The following is a 17640-nucleotide window of genomic DNA, read 5'->3' as shown; positions in this document are numbered from 1 at the left end:
GACGCTTTCTTTGGAAACGATTTCAGCATGACGGTTCGAATCAAGGACGTAGCGGCGGCGGCGGGGGTGTCGGTGGCAACGGTGTCACGCGCGCTCGCCGGCGGCCCCGTGAGCGCAGAACTGCGCCGGCGTGTCGATGCGGCGGTGGCGGCGTCCGGGTATCGGCCGAACCTGTCGGCGCGGCGGCTTCGCTCGCAGCAGGCGCAGACCGTCGGGCTGATCGTCTCGGACATCCGCAACCCGTTCTTCACCAGCGTCAGCCGGGCGGTGGAAGACGCGGCCTATGCCGCCGGCTTGCGCGTCATCCTGTGCAATTCCGACGAAGACCCCGAGAAGGAGGCGATGTACCTGCGCCTGATGGAAGAGGAGCGCGTGACCGGCGTGATCCTCTCGCCAACGCGCGGCATTGCCGAAGCCCAGCAACCTGTGGACCTCGGCTACCCGGTCGTGCTGATCGATCGTGCCGGCCCCACATGCGGCACCGATGCCGTCGTGCTCGACAACCAGCAGGCGGCGCAAGCGCTGGCCGAGCACCTCGCCGCGCAGGGTTACCGGCGTATTGGCGGCCTGTTCGGGCGGACGAGCAGCACGGGCGCTGAGCGTCAGGCCGGATTCGCGACGGCGCTGGCACGCCGCGGCATCACCGCCGAGGCGCGATTCATTCTGCCCACCGCCGAGGCAGCGGAGGCCGAGACGCTGGCGTGGCTGTCCGGCGCGGAACGTGATCGCCCCGACGCGCTGGTCGCGAGTAACGCGCAATCGCTGCTCGGCGTGCTGCGTGCGTTGCGGCAGCTTTCGCTGGACGTGCCCCGCGACCTTGCCGTGGCGGGCTTTGACAACGAGCCCTGGACGGAGCTCGCCGGCCCGGGCATCACCGTGATCGAGCAACCGGTCTACGACATCGGCCGCATGGCAATGGCGATGCTGCAGGAGCGCCTCGCGCAGCCCACCTTGCCGACGCGCCGTGTGCTGCTCACGGGGCGGCTCGTCACGCGCGGCTCCACGCCGCTGCGAAGCACTTAGCAGGCGATTACAATTTCCGGATACTCGCGGCGGTGCGACAACGCCGACATGCACCCGCCGCCACCCACTCCGGAGCCCCCTGATGTCCACCCAAGTCATCCGTGCCGCCTGCCCGCACGACTGCCCCGACACCTGCGCCTTGCTCGTCACCGTCGAGGACGGCCGCGCCACCCGCGTGCAGGGCGACCCGGACCACCCGACGACTGCCGGCGTGCTGTGCACCAAGGTCAATCGGTATGCAGAACGCACGTACCACCCGAACCGTCTGCTGACGCCGATGAAGCGCGTGGGCGCCAAGGGCGAGGGCAAGTTCGAACCGATCTCGTGGGGCGAGGCCATCGACACCATCGCCACGCGTCTGGGGGACATTGCCGCGCGCAACCCGGAGGCCATCCTCCCGTACAGCTACGCCGGCACGATGGGCCTGGTGCAGGGGGAAAGCATGGCCGCGCGCTTCTTCCACAAGCTCGGAGCGTCGCTGCTCGATCGCACGATCTGCGCATCGGCCGGGGCAACGGCGCTGCGCTACACGTATGGCGCGAGCCTCGGCATGGACATCGAGCACGTGCAGGACGCCAAGCTGATCCTGATCTGGGGCGCCAATCCGATCGCATCGAACCTGCATTTCTGGACGCGCGCGCAGGAAGCCAAACGGCGCGGCGCCACGCTCGTCGCCATCGATCCGTATCGCTCGCTGACGGCCGAGAAGTGCCATCGCCATCTGGCGGTGCGCCCTGGTACCGATGCGGCGCTGGCGCTGGCGATGATCCACGTGTTGATCCGCGATGACCTGCTCGACCACGACTACATCGCCAATCACACGCTCGGTTTCGAGGCGCTCCGTGAACGCGCACAGCAATACACGCCGGAATATGCGGCGACGCTGTGTGGGGTGGACGCGGCGGATGTCGAGTGGCTCGCCAAGCTGTACGGCACGACCGTCGTGCGCGACAAGCAGCCGGCGGCCATTCGCCTGAACTACGGCATGCAGCGCGCGCATGGCGGCGGGCAGGGCGTGCGCGCGGTCGCATGCCTGCCGTCGCTGGTGGGCGCGTGGCGGGATGCAGCGGGCGGCCTGCAACTATCGACGTCCGGTTTCTTCCCCATCGACAATGCGAAGCTGCAGCGTCCTGACCTGCTGCCGAGCTGGCCGGCGCTGCCCCGCACGATCAACATGAGCACCATCGGCGATGCGCTGCTGCATCCGGGCGATGCGTCGTTTGGCCCAAAGGTCGAGGCGGTGGTTGTCTACAACAGCAACCCCGTGGCGGTGGCGCCGGATTCGCGCAAGGTCGCCGCCGGCTTTGCGCGCGAAGACCTCTTCACCGTGGTGCTGGAGCATTTCCAGACTGACACCGCCGACTACGCCGACATCCTCCTGCCCGCCACCACGCAGCTCGAACATGTCGATGTGCACAAGGCGTATGGTCACACCTACGTGCTGGCCAACAACGCTGCCATCGCGCCCATGGGGCAGTCGTTGCCGAACACGGAGATCTTCCGTCGCATTGCCCGGCGCATGGGTTTTGACGACGCCTGCTTTGCCGACTCGGACGACGACATCGCCAGCCAGGCCGTGCGCCGTGACGACCCGGCCGCCGCGCACATCGACTGGGCCACGCTCAAGCGCGAGGGCTGGCAGAAGCTGGCGCACCCCGCCGCGCCGCTGGCTCGTGGCGGCTATCGCACGCCGTCGGGCCGCTGCGAGTTCTATTCCGAGCAGATGGCCAAGGACGGCCTTGACCCGCTGCCCGGCTATGTGCCGCCGCATGAGTCGGCGATCAGCACGCCTGAGCTGGCGAAGCGTTATCCGCTGTCGATGATCTCGCCGCCGGCGCGCAACTTCCTGAACTCGACCTTCGTCAACGTCGACAGCCTGCGCAGTACCGAGGGCGAGCCGCATCTCGATATCCACCCCGACGACGCGAATGCACGCGGCGTTGTCGACGGCGAGCTTGTCCGCATCTTCAATGATCGCGGCACCATGCAGGCGCGCGCCCGCGTGACCGACCGTGCGCGGCGCGGCGTGGTCGTCGGCCTGTCGATCTGGTGGAAGAAGCTCGCGCCCGACGGCACCAACGCCAACGAGCTGACCAGCCAGCGCCTGACCGACATGGGGCGTGCGCCCACCTTCTACGATTGCCTGGTCGAGGTCGCGCCGTTGGCACAGGCCGCCTGACGGAACCATCATGCGTGCCGCACGCGCGCTGTACCTTGCGCTGTCGCTTGCCGGTTCGGCGTTGCTGGCCGGCTGCGACACCGTCGGTTATTACTACCAGTCGGTCAGCGGACATCTCTCGCTGATGGCGCAGCGCGAGTCGATCGACCAGGCGATCGACAACGCCCGGCAGGCTCACAACGACAAGCTCGCCAAGCGGCTCGAAGATGCGCGCAGCATCCGCATCTATGCGTCGCGCGAGCTGGGCCTGCCGGACAACGGCAGCTATCGCGTCTACGCCAATCTCAAGCGTCCGTTCGCGGTGTGGAACGTGTTTGCGGCGCCGGAGCTGTCGGTCAAGCTCAAGGAATGGTGTTTTCTCGTCGTGGGCTGCGTGACGTATCGCGGGTACTACGATCGCAACGCCGCCATGGCCTACGCCGACACCTTGCGCGCCCAAGGCCTCGATGTGGATGTGGCCGGCATTCCTGCGTATTCCACACTGGGTTATTTCGACGACCCGCTGCTCAACACCTTCGTCGGCCTGCCCGAAGGTGAGCTGGCGCGGCTGATTTTTCATGAGCTGGCGCACCAGGTCGTCTACGCCAAGGGCGATACCGCGTTCAACGAATCGTTTGCCACCGCCGTGGAAACCATTGGCGTCGAACGCTGGCTGGCGGATGCCGCCACCCCGGAAATTCGCGCGGAATACGCCACGTACGACGCCCGGCGCGTACAATTCCGCGCCCTGCTGCTGGAGTATCGCAACCGACTTGAGGCGCTGTATGCCAGCCCAGTGTCGGACGACGAGAAGCGCGCCGGAAAACGCGCCATCTTCGCGAGCCTCCAGGCCGATTACACCAAGCTCAAAGCAAGCTGGGGCGGTTATACCGGTTACGACCGCTGGTTTGCGCAGCCGCTGTCCAACGCGCATCTGGGCGCAGTCGCGAGCTACCTGGAATGGGTGCCGGCGTTCACGGCGCTGTATCACCGTGATGGCGGCGACTGGGCGCGCTTTTATGACGACGTCAAGGCCATGGTGCGGGAGTCCAAACTGCAGCGGGAGGCAGCACTCCGATTACTGGCGCCTTCGGCGATGGGCGCGTCGGAGGACATCAGACAAAAGTGATGCCAACACCGGTTTCTGCACCAGTTTCAAGCAAGGTCAACCGGCCGAGGGAACTGTCTAAGTTATTGTTTTGACACAAACATCCGCGTAGGATGCCGAAAAAAAACGAACGACCATTCGAAAAAATCGACAATCGCCAGGAGACACACCCATGGATAAACCGTGGCTGAAGCAGTACCCCGCCGGGGTGCCGGCCGAGATCGATGCATCGCAGTATCGATCGCTGGCCCACCTGCTTGAGGATTCTTTCCAAAAGAACCGCAACCGCCGTGCGTTTGAATGCATGGGCAAGGTACTGACCTATGGCGAGCTCGATACGCTGTCGCGCCAACTGGCGGCGTGGCTGCAATCGCGCGGTCTGGCGCCCGGCGCCCGCGTTGCGCTGATGATGCCGAACGTGCTGCAGTACCCGGTGGCGCTGGCCGCCGTGCTGCGTGCAGGCTATGTAGTCGTCAACGTCAATCCGCTCTACACCCCGCGCGAGCTTGAGCATCAACTCAAGGACAGCGGCGCCGAAGCCATCATCATCCTGGAGAACTTCGCGACGACGCTGCAGCAGGTGCTGCCCAATACGCCGGTCAAGCACATCGTGGTGGCCAGCATGGGCGACATGCTCGGCGGCCTTAAGGGCATGCTGGTGAATTTTGTCGTGCGCAGCGTCAAGAAGATGGTGCCGGCGTGGGAGCTTCCCAGTTGCATCCGCTTCAATACGGCGCTGCAAGAGGGCGCCAAGCAGACGCTCAAGCCCACCTCGGTCGGCCCCGACGACGTGGCCTTCCTGCAATACACGGGCGGCACGACGGGCGTGTCGAAGGGCGCGACGCTGCTGCATCGAAATATCGTCGCCAACGTGCTCCAATCGGAAGCGTGGATGAACCCGGCGCTCACCAAGCCCGGCCGCGACGGCCGCATGCTGGCTGCCGACGAAGAGATCGTCACCATCACCGCGCTGCCGCTGTATCACATCTTCGCGCTGACGGTGTGCTGCCTGCTGTCGATGCGCAAGGGCGGGCTGGCCGTGCTGATCCCGAACCCGCGTGACATTCCGGGCTTCATCAAGGTGCTCAAGCAGTACCGCTTCCACATGTTCCCGGCCGTGAACACGCTGTACAACGCGCTGCTGAACAACCCGGAATTCAAGGATGTCGACTGCTCCAACCTGCGCGTGGCCAACGGTGGCGGCATGGCGGTGCAGGAAGCCGTGGCCAAGAAGTGGCTCGAGGTGACGGGGTGCCCGATCATCGAGGGCTATGGCCTGTCTGAAACCTCGCCGTCGGCCATCTGCAACCCGACCGATACCGACAAGTTTTCGGGCACCGTCGGCCTGCCGATTCCGGGCACTGAAATCGCCATTCGCGACGACGAAGGCCGCGATCAGCCGATCGGCCAGCCGGGCGAAATCTGCATCCGCGGCCCGCAGGTCATGGCTGGTTACTGGAAGCGCCCGGACGAGACCGCCAAGGTCATGTATGCCGACGGCTTCTTCAAGACCGGCGACGTGGGCGTAATGGACGAGCGCGGTTACACCAAGATTGTCGATCGTAAGAAGGACATGATCCTGGTGTCGGGCTTCAACGTGTACCCGAACGAGATCGAAGGCGTCGTGGCGATGTGCCCGGGCGTGCTGGAAGTGGCTGCCGTGGGCGTGCCCGACGTCCACTCGGGCGAGGTGGTGAAGCTGTTCGTGGTGCGCCGCGACCCGACACTCACGGAACAGAAGCTGCAGGAGTTCTGCAAGGACCAGCTCACCGGTTACAAACGCCCCAAGTTCATCGAGTTCCGCAACGAGCTGCCGAAGACCAACGTCGGCAAGATCCTGCGCCGCGAACTGCGCGATGAGGCGATGAAGAAGCGTGCCTGAGTCTGCATAGCTGCAAGAAGAAAACCGCGAGGAATCGCGGTTTTTTTCATGGTGTGTCAGCCGACGTACAGCAGGATGCTGACGAACTGACACGCACTGCCCGCCAGCACGAACAGGTGCCAGATGCCGTGGAAGTGCCGCACCTTCTCGTCAAAGAGAAAAAAGCCGATGCCCGTCGTATAAAGCGCGCCACCGGCTACCAGCCACCACAGGCCGGGTGCAGGCAGCGCGGTGGCCAGCGGCCCCATGGCAATCAGCACCAGCCAGCCCATCACCACGTAGATCAGCAGTGAGAACAGGCGCGTGCGGCGGCCGATCCAGAGTTCCTGCGCAATGCCAATGGCGGCCAGTGCCCAGTTGATGCCGAACAGCGCCCAGCCCCAGGGGCCGCGCAGCGTGACCAGCGCAAACGGCGTGTAGCTGCCGGCGATCAGCAGGTAGATGGCGCAATAGTCCAGCCGTTGGAAGAGGCTTTTGGCGGGGCCGCGCAGGCTGTGATACAGCGTGGAAATTGTGTAGAGCAGGACCAGCGTGGTGCCGTAGACGACCGAACTGACCACCTTCCAGGCATCGTGGTGCAGCGCCGAGGATGTCACGAGCACAGCCATGCCGGTAGCGGCAAGGATGGCCCCGGCCAAGTGGCTGAAGCCGTTGAAACGTTCTCCGCGATACATACGCTGATCTCCAGAAAGACCCTGTTCTCCCTACAATGCCTCAATGCCCGGCACCGACCTCAAAATCACCCCCCAATTGTCCATTCCGGAGTCGGAACTGGTCGAGCGCTTTGTGCGCGCAAGCGGCGCGGGTGGGCAGAACATCAACAAGGTATCGACGGCGGTGGAGTTGCGCTTTGACATCGCCCAATCGCCCTCGTTGCCGGACGCATTGCGAGCGCGTCTGTTGGAAAAACGCGACCGCCGCTTGACCGATGAGGGCGTGTTTGTGATTGATGCTCAACGGTTTCGCACGCAGGACCGCAACCGCCAGGATGCCCGCGAACGTCTGGCGGCGTTCATCGCGACGGGGCTTGCGGTGCCCAGGTCGCGCATCGCCACCAAGCCCACGCGCGCTTCCAAGACGCGCCGCCTGGAAGGCAAGCGCGCGCGTGGCGACGTCAAGCGTGGTCGCTCGGGCCGCCACTCTTGGGACTAAGCGTGCTGATATGCGTGGCCCTTACATCAGCCGGGTATGGCGTGTCTCGCGCATGCAAAGCACGCCGATCAGGCTGACCACCGCGGCCGCCGATACATACATGCCGACCCAGCTCAGGCCACCTTGCTCGGCCAGCTTCTGCGCGATGTAGGGCGCAATCGACGCGCCCAGAATGCCGCCCAGATTGTACGACACGCCGGCACCGGTATAGCGCACGTTGGTCGGGAACAGCTCGGGCAGCAGCGCGCCCATCGGCGCGAAGGTCACGCCCATCAGGAACAGTTCGATGATGAGGAACAGGGCCACCAGCGGTGTCTGCCCACTCCCCAGCAGCGGCGCCATCGTGAAGCCCGACAAAATGGCGGCGATGATGCCGACGATCAGCACCGGCTTGCGCCCAAAGCGGTCGGACGCCCATGCCGACAGGGGCGTCGCCAGCCCCATGAACACCACGGCGAGGCACAGCAGACCCAGGAAGCTCGGGCGCGAGAAATGCAACGTGCCCACGCCGTACGACAGCGAAAATACCGTCGAGATATAAAACAGCGTGTAGCAGACGACCATGGCCAGCGCGCCAAGCAGCGTCGGCCACCAGTGGTGCGCCAGCAGCGTGGCGACCGGCACCTTCACGCGCTCCTGCCGGTCGATGGCTGCCTGGAAGGCGGGGGTCTCAGCGATCTTCAATCGCACATACAAGCCCAGCGCCACCAGCACTGCGCTGACCAGGAACGGCACGCGCCAGCCCCAGCTGCGGAACTGCTCATCGGACAGTGCGATCGCCAGCCCGAAGAAGAGACCGTTCGAAGCCAGGAAACCGACCGACGGGCCGAGCTGCGGAAACATGCCGAACCAGGCGCGTTTGCCGGCTGGTGCGTTCTCGGTGGCCAGCAGCGCCGCGCCGCCCCATTCACCACCCAGCCCGATGCCCTGGCCGAAGCGCAGGATGCACAGCAGGATCGGTGCGAGCGTGCCGATGCTGTCGTACCCCGGCACGAGTCCGATCAGCGTGGTCGAAATGCCCATCACCAGCAGAGACGCCACCAGCGTCGACTTGCGCCCGATGCGATCACCAAAGTGGCCGAACAGAAACGAGCCGATCGGCCGAGCGATGAACGCGATGCCAAACGTCACGAACGCCGACAGCGCTTGTGCCGTGGCGGACCCATGCGGAAAGAACACTGGGCCGATGACCAGCGCCGCGGCTGTCGCATAGACATAGAAATCGTAAAACTCGATGGCCGTGCCGATGAAGCTGGCGAAGACGATGCGCGAGCGGCTGGTGTCGGCGGCCGCATCCAAAGTGGAGGGCGCCAGGGTTGGGGAAGTCGAAGAGGACATGCTGGTCTCCGGTGAGGTTCGTGTTGTTGTCGTTATGAACCGCGCCGCGCGATGTTGTGCTGGGGTCTTGCCGTCCGGCGGCGAGCTCGATCGCAAAAGCATAGCGCGCGGCCATGCAAAAAGGCACCCGAAGGTGCCTTCCTGCGCCCGCCAAGGAGAGGGGCGGCGGGCAACAACAAAGTGCGTGTCAGAACTTATGACGCAGACCGATCGCCACGCCAACCTGGTTATCCGAGTTCGGTGTGATGAAGTACGTCTGCGATGCCGCCGGCAGATAGCCCACCGACGTTTGCGCGCCCGTTGCCGGGTTCGTTACATAGCCGATCGAATCCCAGTTCAGCGACGCATTGCGTGCATACGCTGCGCTCAGATACACGTCGGTGCGCTTGGAGAAGTTGTAGTCGGCGATGAACTGCCACTGCTGCGGATTACGCGGGTTGACCGTTGCCCCGCCGATGGTCGCTTCCTTGATCTTGTCGTAGTAGTACGCCAGCGTCAGGCCCAGCGCAGGCGTCACTTGGTAGTTCACGCCAGCCCAGTAGTAGTCGTCGCGGTGCGGCAGCAGAGCCAGCGTGGCACCAGATGAGGCCGTGTCGGTCTTGCCGTAGCGATAGCCACCCATGAGTTTGACCGGGCCCATCGTATAGCTGGCGGCAATGGCGGCGCGCTTGTCCTTGGCGTACTCGTTGCCGGGGCCGCCCAGGGCTTCGGCTGCCGTCAGCACCTTCACTTCGTCATAGGCGATACCCAGGCCGAACGGGCCGCCAAAGTAGTTTGCGCCCACGCCGTACGCCGAGTTGGCGGTCTGGCTGCCTGCGCGTTCGCCGAACGCCCAGTGGCCTTCCACTGTCACCGGGCCGAATGCGCCGGTGTACTTGATCATGTTGTCTTCGCGGAAGTTCGGACCGAGTTGGCCGACCACCGGCTCATACTGCGTGGCGTAACCGGTCGGCGAGAAGTTCGCCATCATGTCGAAGATCGTGGTGTATTGCCGACCCAGCGTGATCTTGCCCCAGTTGCCCTGCAAACCGACAAACGCCTGCCGGCCGAACAGGCGTCCGCCCTGCTGCAGCGTGCCGGTGTCCATGGCGAAGCCCGATTCCAGCACGAACAGGCTCTTGAGACCGCCACCGATGTCTTCGACGCCGCGCAAGCCCCAGCGGTTGGAAGACAGGCCGCCGGCCTGCATCGCCAGGCGCGAGCCGCTGCTGCCCGGGATGACCACCCCCGCAGCCGTTACGGCTTGCGCGTGGTTGACGTACTCAATGTTGGCGTCGACCACGCCATACAGGGTCACACTCGACTGAGCCTGCGCAACACCCGCAAACGTGCCCAGTACTGCCAATGCCAGCAGCGATTTCTTCATCGGTCGGTCTCCAGATCTTTATTTATTGCGTTCAGTGGCAGGCAGACCCTCCGTTCTTGTCTTCCCGCCCCATGACTTTCAAACGAAGTCGCTGACTAATGTAACAACGTGGTGCTGGGCTCGGTCGAAATTTGCGAACGAATGTTCGTAAACGAGCGTTTGCTGTCTGATCCCGGCAACAGGCTGTTTCCAAATTTGAAATAGATCGGCGATGTGCTCCCTCGATTCCTTGCGGTTTTGGATGCGATCCGCGCACCAACAGGGTTATCCCGTACAGTAGTGTTTGGACGGCCGGGTTCTGATCGGACGCAAGATCCCGCCCGGTGTCGGCCTTACAATGGCAATTGCGCCGCACGCCATTGCCGGCGGCGCCCGTACTCATGCTCGACCGCTTCATCCCCGAATTCGACCGCGCCTTGCGCGCTGTGGCAGGCGTCACCCGCGCCAGCCGACCGAACCCCGCTGATGCCGTTATCGCGTCCGCCGCCTCCACAAATACGGCCGACAACGCGACCAAGCTTTCTGAGGCCGACCGCCGCCATGCCGCCGGCCTGATGCGCGTGAACCATGTCGGCGAGGTCTGCGCCCAGGCCTTGTACCAGGGGCAAGCGCTGTTTGCCCGGGACCCGGCCATCCGGACCCAGCTCGACGAAGCCGCGCGCGAAGAAGAGGACCACCTCGCTTGGTGCGCCCAGCGCCTGCAGGAATTGAACGATCGCCCGAGCCTGCTGAACCCGCTGTGGTATGCCGGCGCTTTCGCGATCGGCGCGGTGGCCGGACGCCTCGGCGACAAGATCAGTCTCGGCTTCGTCGCTGAGACCGAGCGCCAGGTCGAGCATCACCTCGATGGCCATCTCGATACCTTGCCCGAACAGGACACCCGCTCGCGCGCCATCGTCGCCCAGATGCGCGACGACGAGATCCGTCACGGCGACAACGCGCGCCAGGCCGGCGGCATTGATCTGCCAGCGCCGATCCGCCAAGCCATGCGTGCCGCGTCACGCGTCATGACGACTGCCGCGTACCGCATCTGACGCGTGCAGCGTCGCTCGCAGGCCGGCGGCATACCGCACGCTCCTCCGTTTGCCCGAGCTTTACCGCGTATGGACTTCGCCCTCGCACCGGGGGCGCTGTCGCGCGCCGTTCTCTCACGTGGTTTCTGCATAAACCACGCTATCTCCTTCATTTGATTGGGAAAAGTGATTCGGCTCCTCTGGCGGGGTGCGCTAAGTCATTGTTCTGATTGCAAATTTTCCGTCTCGCAGGCCTCCGCAAGCCTTGACCGCCTAAAGTCGTTCCTCTAAAGTGGGAAACAGTGTCAGAAAGTGTAGTTTTGTGGTTTAAAGCGGCCGTTTGCGGGCCAGTTGACGGCAAGGTGAGTGGCGTTCGAGTCGCCACACGGAGAGAGAAACCAACGTGTTCCAGGGTGCGTCGGCGCTGACGCTGGATGCCAAAGGGCGGATGTCCATTCCGTCGCGGCACCGCGAAGCGCTCCAGCTGCAGGCCGAAGGCCGGGTGACTGTGACCAAGCACCCGGATGGCTGCCTCATGCTGTTTCCGCGCCCCGAGTGGGAACGCTTTCGCGAGCGCATCGCCGCGCTGCCGATGGAAGCCCACTGGTGGAAACGGATCTTCCTGGGCAGCGCCGCCGATGTCGAACTCGATACCGCTGGCCGCGTCCTCATCACCCCGGAACTGCGCGCGGCCGCCTCCCTTGAACGTGACGTGATGCTGCTCGGCATGGGCAGCCACTTCGAAGTCTGGGACGCCGCCACGTACACCGCGAAGGAGCAGGCCGCCATGGCGCAAGGCATGCCCGACGCCCTCAAGAATTTCTCCTTTTGATGACGCGCGATGACAACCCAAACCAGTACGGGACTGCGCCATCAGACGGTGCTCTTAGACGAAGCGGTCGATGCGCTCATCTGGCGCGACGACGGTATCTATATCGATGGAACCTTCGGGAGAGGCGGGCACAGCCGGCGCATCCTGGAACGGCTGGGGCCTGGCGGCAGACTTGTCGCCTTCGACAAGGACCCGGCAGCAATCACCGAAGCGGGCACCGTAGAGGATGCCCGCTTCGCTATTGAGCATGACAGCTTCGCGCAGATGGCCCGATGCCTGGACGCGCGTGGCGTGGAGCAGGTGGCCGGCGTGCTGCTTGATCTCGGCATCAGTTCGCCGCAGATCGACGAAGGCGCACGTGGCTTCTCGTTCCGGATGGATGGCCCGCTCGACATGCGGATGGACACCACGCGCGGCATCACCGCAGCCCAATGGCTGGCCGAAGCTGATGAGCGCGACATTGCGAGGGTGATACGGGACTATGGGGAAGAACGGTTTGCTGTACAGATTGCAAAGGCGATTGTTGCTCGCCGGGGCCAATCCGGGGATCGAGGTCCTCTCGATCGCACATCCGAGCTTGCCGCGCTCGTGGCGCAAGCCGTCAAAACACGCGAGAAGGGCCAAGACCCTGCGACCCGCACCTTTCAAGCTTTACGGATTCACGTCAATCAAGAGCTTGCGGACCTCGAAACCGGTCTGAAGGCCGCCTTTGACCGTCTGGAACAGGGGGGACGTCTCGTCGTGATCAGCTTCCATTCGCTGGAAGACCGCATCGTCAAGCGCTTCATGCAGGCGCTGGCGCGCCCGGAGCAATCCGCCGCGCCGGAACTGCGTCGGGCGCCGCTGCGTGCGCATGAGCTGCCGGCGCCGCAGTTGCGCCTGCTCGGCCGCGTGAAGCCGTCGGAGGCGGAAGTGTCGGCCAATCCGCGTGCGCGCTCGGCCATCATGCGCGTGGCCGAACGCTGCTGACCGACGAGGCCGCCCCATGAACCGCCTGAACATGTTCCTGCTGACTGCGCTGGTGCTGTGCGCGCTGTCGCTGGTCAACGCGCAGCATCAGGCGCGGCAACTGTTTGTCGCGCTGGATCGCGCGCAGGCGGAAGAGAAGCAACTCAACACGGACTGGTCGCGCCTGCAATATGAGCAGAGCGCGCTGGGCAAGAGCGCTCGCATTGCCGACATCGCGAGCAGGCAATTGAAGATGTCGCCCGCGCAGGCGGGTCGCACGCAGTATCTGCAGGGGTTTGCCGATTTGCCGGCTGCGGGGATGTCCTCCGGGGCTTCCTCGGCGGCGGCGAGCGCGCCCACGGCTTCCGGAGTCCAGCCATGAGCGGCGCACGCAAATCCAACGGCACCACGGCGCGCGCGCGCCTGGGTCAGTTTTCCGCCAGCCCGGTGCTGGGCCTGCGCCTGCCCATGTGGCGCTCCAAGCTGGTCGTGTTCCTGATGTTCGCGGCGTTCCTGGCACTGATCGGCCGTGCGCTGTGGATTCAAGGCCCGGGCAACCGCTTCTATGAGGCTGAAGGCAAGAAGCGCTTCCAGCGCACGCTGGAATTGCCGGCCACGCGCGGCAAGATTCTCGATCGCAATGGTCTGGTGCTGGCCACGAGCCTGCCGGTGAAGGCCATCTGGGCCGTGCCCGAAGACGTGCCCAACAACGTGCCTGGCGAAGACATGATGAAGCTCGCCAAGCTGCTGGGCATGAACAACAAGGAGCTTTCGGGCAAGCTCGGCGAAGACAAGGGCTTCGTCTACCTCAAGCGTCAAGTGCTGCCGGAGGTGGCCGACCAGATTGCAGCGCTGAAGATCGAAGGCATCTATCAGACGCGAGAGTACAAGCGTTTCTACCCGGAAGGCGAGGCGATGGCGCACATCGTCGGTTTCACCAACGTTGAGGACAAGGGCCAGGAAGGCATGGAGTTGGCGCGCGAGTCCGACCTGGCGGGTGCCGCGGGCCAGCGTCAGGTGATCAAGGACCGGCTGGGCCGCGTGGTGGAAGACGTGGGCGTGCTCAAGGCCCCGCGTAATGGGCATGACCAGACCCTGTCGATCGACGCCAAGATCCAGTACCTGACCTTCAACGAACTGAAAGCCGCCATCGAGCGCACCCACGCCAAGGCCGCCAGCGCGATCGTGCTGGATGCCCAGACCGGCGAGGTGCTGGCGCTCGCGAACTATCCGACCTACAACCCGAACGACCGCAGCCGCCTGTCGGGCGAGCAACTGCGCAACCGCGTGCTGACCGACACCTTCGAGCCCGGCTCGATGATGAAGCCGGTGACGATCAGCCTGGCGCTGCAGCTCAAGCGCGTGACGCCCAACACGCTGGTGCAGACCAACGGCAAATACAGCTTCGAAGGCGCGACCATTTCGGATACCGGCAACTACGGAACGCTGACGGTCGCCCAGGTGATCCAGCACTCCAGCAACATCGGTACGACCAAGATCGCGATGATGCTCAAGCCGCAGGAAATGTGGGATATGTTCACCAGCGTTGGCTTGGGGCAGGCGCCGAAGATCGGCTTCCCGGGCGCGGTGGCGGGGCGGCTGCGGCCGGCAAACAAATGGCGCCGCATCGAGCAGGCGACCATGTCTTACGGCTACGGTCTGTCGGTGTCGCTGTTCCAGATTGCGCACGCGTACACCATCTTCGCGCACGATGGCGAGCTGATTCCGATCACCATGTACCGCACCGATGGCCAGCCGCCGCAGGGCGAGCGCGTAATCTCGCCGGAGGTGGCGCGCCAGGTCCGTCAGATGCTGGAGACGGTGACGGCCCCCGGCGGTACCGCACCGCAGGCCCAGGTAATGGGCTATCGCGTCGGCGGCAAGACCGGCACGGCCTGGAAGCACACCGGACGCGGCTATGACCGCTCCAAGTATCGTGCCTCGTTCATTGGCCTGGCGCCGATGTCAAACCCGCGCATCATCGTGGCCGTGAGCGTGGACGAGCCTACGGTGGGTAACCGCTATGGCGGTGGCGCGGCCGGCCCGGTGTTCTCCCAAATCGTGGGCGGTACCCTGCGCGCGTTGAACGTGCCGCCGGATTCGCCGGTACGGCAGCTCGTGATGACCCCGGATGTGCCGGAAGAACCGGTGGGAGGCCTGCAATGACAGCCAAGCCCACTTCCGATCGTCCGACGATCGATGCCCGCCTCACGCCGGTGGTGGATTGGTTGCGCGCTCAGGCACCCGCGCGTGCCGACCTCACCAGCGACACGCGCAAGCTCAAGACCGGCGATGTGTTCGTGGCCTACGTGCTCGGCAATGCGCGCCAGCGTGGCGATGGCCGTCCGCATATTCCGCAGGCCATCGAGGCTGGCGCTTCCGCCGTGCTGGCCGAAGCCCATGGTTACGCAATGCCCGCCGACGCGCCCGTGCGCATCCTGCCGGTTGACGGCCTGGCTGAACTGGCCGGACCGCTGGCCGCGCAGTGGTATGGCGTGCCGGGTCCGGAAGCGCTGCGTGTGATTGGTGTGACGGGCACCAATGGCAAGACATCGTGTTCGCAATGGATTGCGCAGGCGCTGACCAAACACGGCGAGCGTTGCGCAGTGGTGGGTACGCTCGGAACCGGGTTTGTCGACGCGCTGGCTACCACCGGCTTTACCACGCCGGACGCCATCCAGCTTCAGCGCAGCCTCGCCGATCTGCACCGCGCGGGCGCTCGCGCCATCGCCATGGAAGTGTCGTCGCATGGCCTGGAGCAAGGCCGGGTGGATGGCACCCGCTTCGACATCGCGGTGTTCACCAACCTGACGCAGGATCACCTCGACTATCACGGCACGATGGCCGAGTACGAACTCGCCAAGGCGCGACTGTTCGGCTGGCAGGGCTTGCGCGCAGCGGTCATCAACCGCGACGACGCGGCCGGTGTGCGCTTGCTGCAGAACGCCCGCGCCGATGTCGAGACCATCGAATACGGCATCGACGGCGACGCCGCTGCACAGCACGGCGCCAGGCAATGGCTGCGCGCCACCAACGTGCGCGCACATCGCACCGGCACGACGTTCGACGTAGACGGCAGCTTTGGCCGGGCGACCGTCCATGTGTCCACCGTCGGCCTGTTCAACGTATCGAATCTCCTGGCTGTGCTTGGCGCACTGCTCGCTGCCGGTGTTTCGTGGCAGGACGCCATCGCACGCCTGGAAAAACTCCAACCCGTGAGTGGCCGCATGGAGCGGTTTGGAGGCGAAGACGGCCCGTTGGTTGTGGTCGACTACGCTCACACGCCCGACGCGTTGGAGCAGACGCTGCGCGCCCTCGCGCCGATCACCGAAGCGCGCGGCGGCAAGCTGTGGGCCGTGTTCGGCTGCGGCGGCGACCGCGACCCCGGCAAGCGTCCGCAGATGGGCTCCATCGCCGAGCGCCTGGCGCCGCACGTGGTGCTGACCTCTGACAACCCGCGCAGCGAAGATCCGCAGCACATCCTCGACGAGATCGCCGACGGCATGGACAATCCGCGTGCCGCCACCCAGATCGAGGACCGCGCGGCTGCCATCCTCCACGCCGTGCGGCATGCCGATGCGCATGACGTGATCGTCGTGGCCGGCAAGGGGCATGAATCGACGCAGGAGATTGCCGGTCGCAAGCGGCCGTTCTCCGATCAGGAACACGTGCGCCTGGCACTCGCCGCCCGCGGGGTGAATGCATGAGCGCCGCGACCGTGATGATGCGCGCCACCGACGCCGCTGCCTGGATGACCGGCGCCCATCTGGCCGGCCCCGATGCGGCGATCCTGCGCGTGACGACCGACAGCCGCGCCGTCCAGCCGGGCGACCTGTTCGTCGCGCTGATCGGCGAGCGTTTCGATGCGCACGATTTCCTGCCCGAGGTGGTGGCGCGTGGCGCTGCTGCCGTGCTGGTGTCGCGCGCACCGGCTGCCACCCTGGATGTCACCAATGTGGCCGTGCTGACTGTCGCCGACACGCGCTTCGGGCTCGGCCAGCTTGCCGCCGGCTGGCGCCGCCAGTTCCCGATTCCCGTCGTCGCCGTGACGGGCAGCAACGGCAAGACCACGGTCAAGGAGATGATCTCCGCGATCTTCGCGCAGGCCGTGGGTGAAGACGCCCGCCTGGCGACCGCCGGCAATTTCAACAACGACATCGGCCTGCCGCTCACGCTGTTCCGCCTGAACGCGCAACATAAGCTGGCCGTGCTTGAACTCGGCATGAACCATCCGGGCGAAACGGCTGTATTGGCCGCCATTGCCCAGCCGACCGTGGCGATGATCAACAACGCGCAGCGCGAGCACCAGGAATTCATGGTCAGCGTGGAAGCGGTGGCTGAAGAACACGCCGCTGTGCTGGCCGCGTTGCCGGCCAATGGCGTGGCGGTGTATCCGCGCGATGCGGCCAACGGTGGCGAATATGCGCCGGTGTGGAAAGCCGCGGCGGGCTCGCGGCGCGTGCTCGATTTCGGTATGGATGCCGGGGCCGTGACGGGCACCGTGGTGGACACCGCCGACGGGCAACGCATTGAAGTGCAGGCTCCGGGCCAGCGTTTCGTCATCACCTTGCCGCTGCTGGGCCTGCATAACGCACGCAATGCGCTGGCGGCGACGGCGTGCGCGCTGGCAGCCGGTGTCGCTCCCGAGGTGATTGCGCAAGCGCTGGGCAACTTTGCACCCGTCAAGGGGCGGTTGCAGCGCAAGCAGGGCACGCATGGCGGCCTGGTCATCGACGACACGTACAACGCGAACCCGGATTCGATGCGCGCCGCGATTGACGCGCTTGTCACGCTGCCCGCGCCGCGCTGGCTGGTGCTGG

General features: G+C 65.1%; 15 protein-coding genes. 12 read left to right on the top strand and 3 right to left on the bottom strand.

Features of this window, described 5'->3' with window-relative positions; genetic code table 11:
• Nucleotides 1-27: 27 nt before the first annotated feature.
• From BEK68_RS00930 to BEK68_RS00915, 4 genes are all read left to right on the top strand, one after another.
• Complete coding sequence (locus BEK68_RS00930; protein WP_004633104.1) at nucleotides 28-1023, top strand: LacI family DNA-binding transcriptional regulator; 996 nt, start codon at nucleotides 28-30, stop codon at nucleotides 1021-1023.
• Nucleotides 1024-1105: 82 nt separating this feature from the next.
• Nucleotides 1106-3202: a molybdopterin-containing oxidoreductase family protein gene (locus BEK68_RS00925; protein ID WP_012436480.1), complete on the top strand. Its 2097-nt coding sequence runs from the start codon at nucleotides 1106-1108 to the stop codon at nucleotides 3200-3202.
• 10 nt (nucleotides 3203-3212) lie between these two features.
• Nucleotides 3213-4310 (top strand): aminopeptidase, encoded by a 1098-nt coding sequence (locus BEK68_RS00920; RefSeq protein WP_012436479.1) that lies wholly within the window; start codon nucleotides 3213-3215, stop codon nucleotides 4308-4310.
• A gap of 151 nt (nucleotides 4311-4461) precedes the next feature.
• A complete protein-coding gene (locus BEK68_RS00915; protein WP_012436478.1) occupies nucleotides 4462-6171 on the top strand; it encodes a long-chain fatty acid--CoA ligase in 1710 nt (569 codons plus the stop codon).
• A 56-nt stretch (nucleotides 6172-6227) separates the two neighbouring features.
• Here BEK68_RS00915 and trhA read toward each other — a convergent pair whose 3' ends face one another.
• A complete protein-coding gene (gene trhA, locus BEK68_RS00910; RefSeq protein ID WP_012436477.1) occupies nucleotides 6228-6845 on the bottom strand; it encodes a PAQR family membrane homeostasis protein TrhA in 618 nt (205 codons plus the stop codon).
• A gap of 43 nt (nucleotides 6846-6888) precedes the next feature.
• On the opposite strand from trhA, the gene arfB reads away from it, so the two are divergent.
• Nucleotides 6889-7323 (top strand): alternative ribosome rescue aminoacyl-tRNA hydrolase ArfB, encoded by a 435-nt coding sequence (gene arfB / locus BEK68_RS00905; protein WP_004633094.1) that lies wholly within the window; start codon nucleotides 6889-6891, stop codon nucleotides 7321-7323.
• A 21-nt stretch (nucleotides 7324-7344) separates the two neighbouring features.
• Here arfB and BEK68_RS00900 read toward each other — a convergent pair whose 3' ends face one another.
• Both BEK68_RS00900 and BEK68_RS00895 read right to left on the bottom strand, forming a co-directional pair.
• Entirely contained in the window at nucleotides 7345-8661 is a 1317-nt protein-coding gene (locus tag BEK68_RS00900) for an MFS transporter (RefSeq protein ID WP_012436476.1), read from the bottom strand.
• A gap of 187 nt (nucleotides 8662-8848) precedes the next feature.
• Nucleotides 8849-10027 carry a porin gene (locus BEK68_RS00895; protein ID WP_004633091.1) on the bottom strand — a complete coding sequence of 393 codons (1179 nt, stop codon included), beginning with the start codon at nucleotides 10025-10027 and terminating at the stop codon, nucleotides 8849-8851.
• Between the two features lie 380 nt (nucleotides 10028-10407).
• On the opposite strand from BEK68_RS00895, the gene coq7 reads away from it, so the two are divergent.
• The 7 genes from coq7 to BEK68_RS00860 form a co-directional block, all read left to right on the top strand.
• Nucleotides 10408-11061 carry a 2-polyprenyl-3-methyl-6-methoxy-1,4-benzoquinone monooxygenase gene (gene coq7, locus BEK68_RS00890; protein ID WP_004633089.1) on the top strand — a complete coding sequence of 218 codons (654 nt, stop codon included), beginning with the start codon at nucleotides 10408-10410 and terminating at the stop codon, nucleotides 11059-11061.
• 382 nt (nucleotides 11062-11443) lie between these two features.
• A complete protein-coding gene (gene mraZ, locus BEK68_RS00885; RefSeq protein WP_004633088.1) occupies nucleotides 11444-11872 on the top strand; it encodes a division/cell wall cluster transcriptional repressor MraZ in 429 nt (142 codons plus the stop codon).
• 9 nt (nucleotides 11873-11881) lie between these two features.
• Complete coding sequence (gene rsmH, locus BEK68_RS00880) at nucleotides 11882-12841, top strand: 16S rRNA (cytosine(1402)-N(4))-methyltransferase RsmH (protein ID WP_004633086.1); 960 nt, start codon at nucleotides 11882-11884, stop codon at nucleotides 12839-12841.
• Between the two features lie 16 nt (nucleotides 12842-12857).
• Nucleotides 12858-13202, top strand: coding sequence for a cell division protein FtsL (gene ftsL, locus BEK68_RS00875; protein WP_004633083.1), 345 nt, complete (start codon nucleotides 12858-12860; stop codon nucleotides 13200-13202).
• A complete protein-coding gene (locus BEK68_RS00870) occupies nucleotides 13199-14986 on the top strand; it encodes a peptidoglycan D,D-transpeptidase FtsI family protein (RefSeq protein ID WP_004633081.1) in 1788 nt (595 codons plus the stop codon). Before ftsL ends, BEK68_RS00870 begins: the two co-directional genes overlap by 4 nt.
• The gene (locus tag BEK68_RS00865) at nucleotides 14983-16527 is read left to right on the top strand and encodes a UDP-N-acetylmuramoyl-L-alanyl-D-glutamate--2,6-diaminopimelate ligase (protein WP_012436475.1); all 1545 of its coding nucleotides are present in this window, start codon (nucleotides 14983-14985) and stop codon (nucleotides 16525-16527) included. The genes BEK68_RS00870 and BEK68_RS00865 overlap by 4 nt, the downstream gene beginning before the upstream one ends.
• Nucleotides 16524-17640 (top strand): UDP-N-acetylmuramoyl-tripeptide--D-alanyl-D-alanine ligase (locus BEK68_RS00860; RefSeq protein ID WP_065851521.1); only part of this gene is annotated, 1117 nt, incomplete at its 3' end. The genes BEK68_RS00865 and BEK68_RS00860, both read left to right, overlap by 4 nt.

This window comes from Ralstonia pickettii (genome assembly GCF_001699815.1).
Classification (GTDB): domain Bacteria; phylum Pseudomonadota; class Gammaproteobacteria; order Burkholderiales; family Burkholderiaceae; genus Ralstonia; species Ralstonia thomasii.
The sequence above is the reverse complement of the archived record's forward strand: the minus strand, read 5'-3'. Positions and strand labels throughout refer to the sequence as shown.

Coding starts and splice junctions, on each gene's coding strand:
- BEK68_RS00920 (WP_012436479.1), top strand. CDS start 3,213: ATGCGTGCCGCACGCGCGCTGTACCTTGCGCTGTCGCTTGCCGGTTCG.
- BEK68_RS00925 (WP_012436480.1), top strand. CDS start 1,106: ATGTCCACCCAAGTCATCCGTGCCGCCTGCCCGCACGACTGCCCCGAC.
- BEK68_RS00900 (WP_012436476.1), bottom strand. CDS start 8,661: ATGTCCTCTTCGACTTCCCCAACCCTGGCGCCCTCCACTTTGGATGCG.
- trhA (WP_012436477.1), bottom strand. CDS start 6,845: ATGTATCGCGGAGAACGTTTCAACGGCTTCAGCCACTTGGCCGGGGCC.
- ftsL (WP_004633083.1), top strand. CDS start 12,858: ATGAACCGCCTGAACATGTTCCTGCTGACTGCGCTGGTGCTGTGCGCG.
- BEK68_RS00895 (WP_004633091.1), bottom strand. CDS start 10,027: ATGAAGAAATCGCTGCTGGCATTGGCAGTACTGGGCACGTTTGCGGGT.
- coq7 (WP_004633089.1), top strand. CDS start 10,408: ATGCTCGACCGCTTCATCCCCGAATTCGACCGCGCCTTGCGCGCTGTG.
- rsmH (WP_004633086.1), top strand. CDS start 11,882: ATGACAACCCAAACCAGTACGGGACTGCGCCATCAGACGGTGCTCTTA.
- arfB (WP_004633094.1), top strand. CDS start 6,889: ATGCCCGGCACCGACCTCAAAATCACCCCCCAATTGTCCATTCCGGAG.
- BEK68_RS00930 (WP_004633104.1), top strand. CDS start 28: ATGACGGTTCGAATCAAGGACGTAGCGGCGGCGGCGGGGGTGTCGGTG.
- BEK68_RS00870 (WP_004633081.1), top strand. CDS start 13,199: ATGAGCGGCGCACGCAAATCCAACGGCACCACGGCGCGCGCGCGCCTG.
- BEK68_RS00915 (WP_012436478.1), top strand. CDS start 4,462: ATGGATAAACCGTGGCTGAAGCAGTACCCCGCCGGGGTGCCGGCCGAG.
- BEK68_RS00865 (WP_012436475.1), top strand. CDS start 14,983: ATGACAGCCAAGCCCACTTCCGATCGTCCGACGATCGATGCCCGCCTC.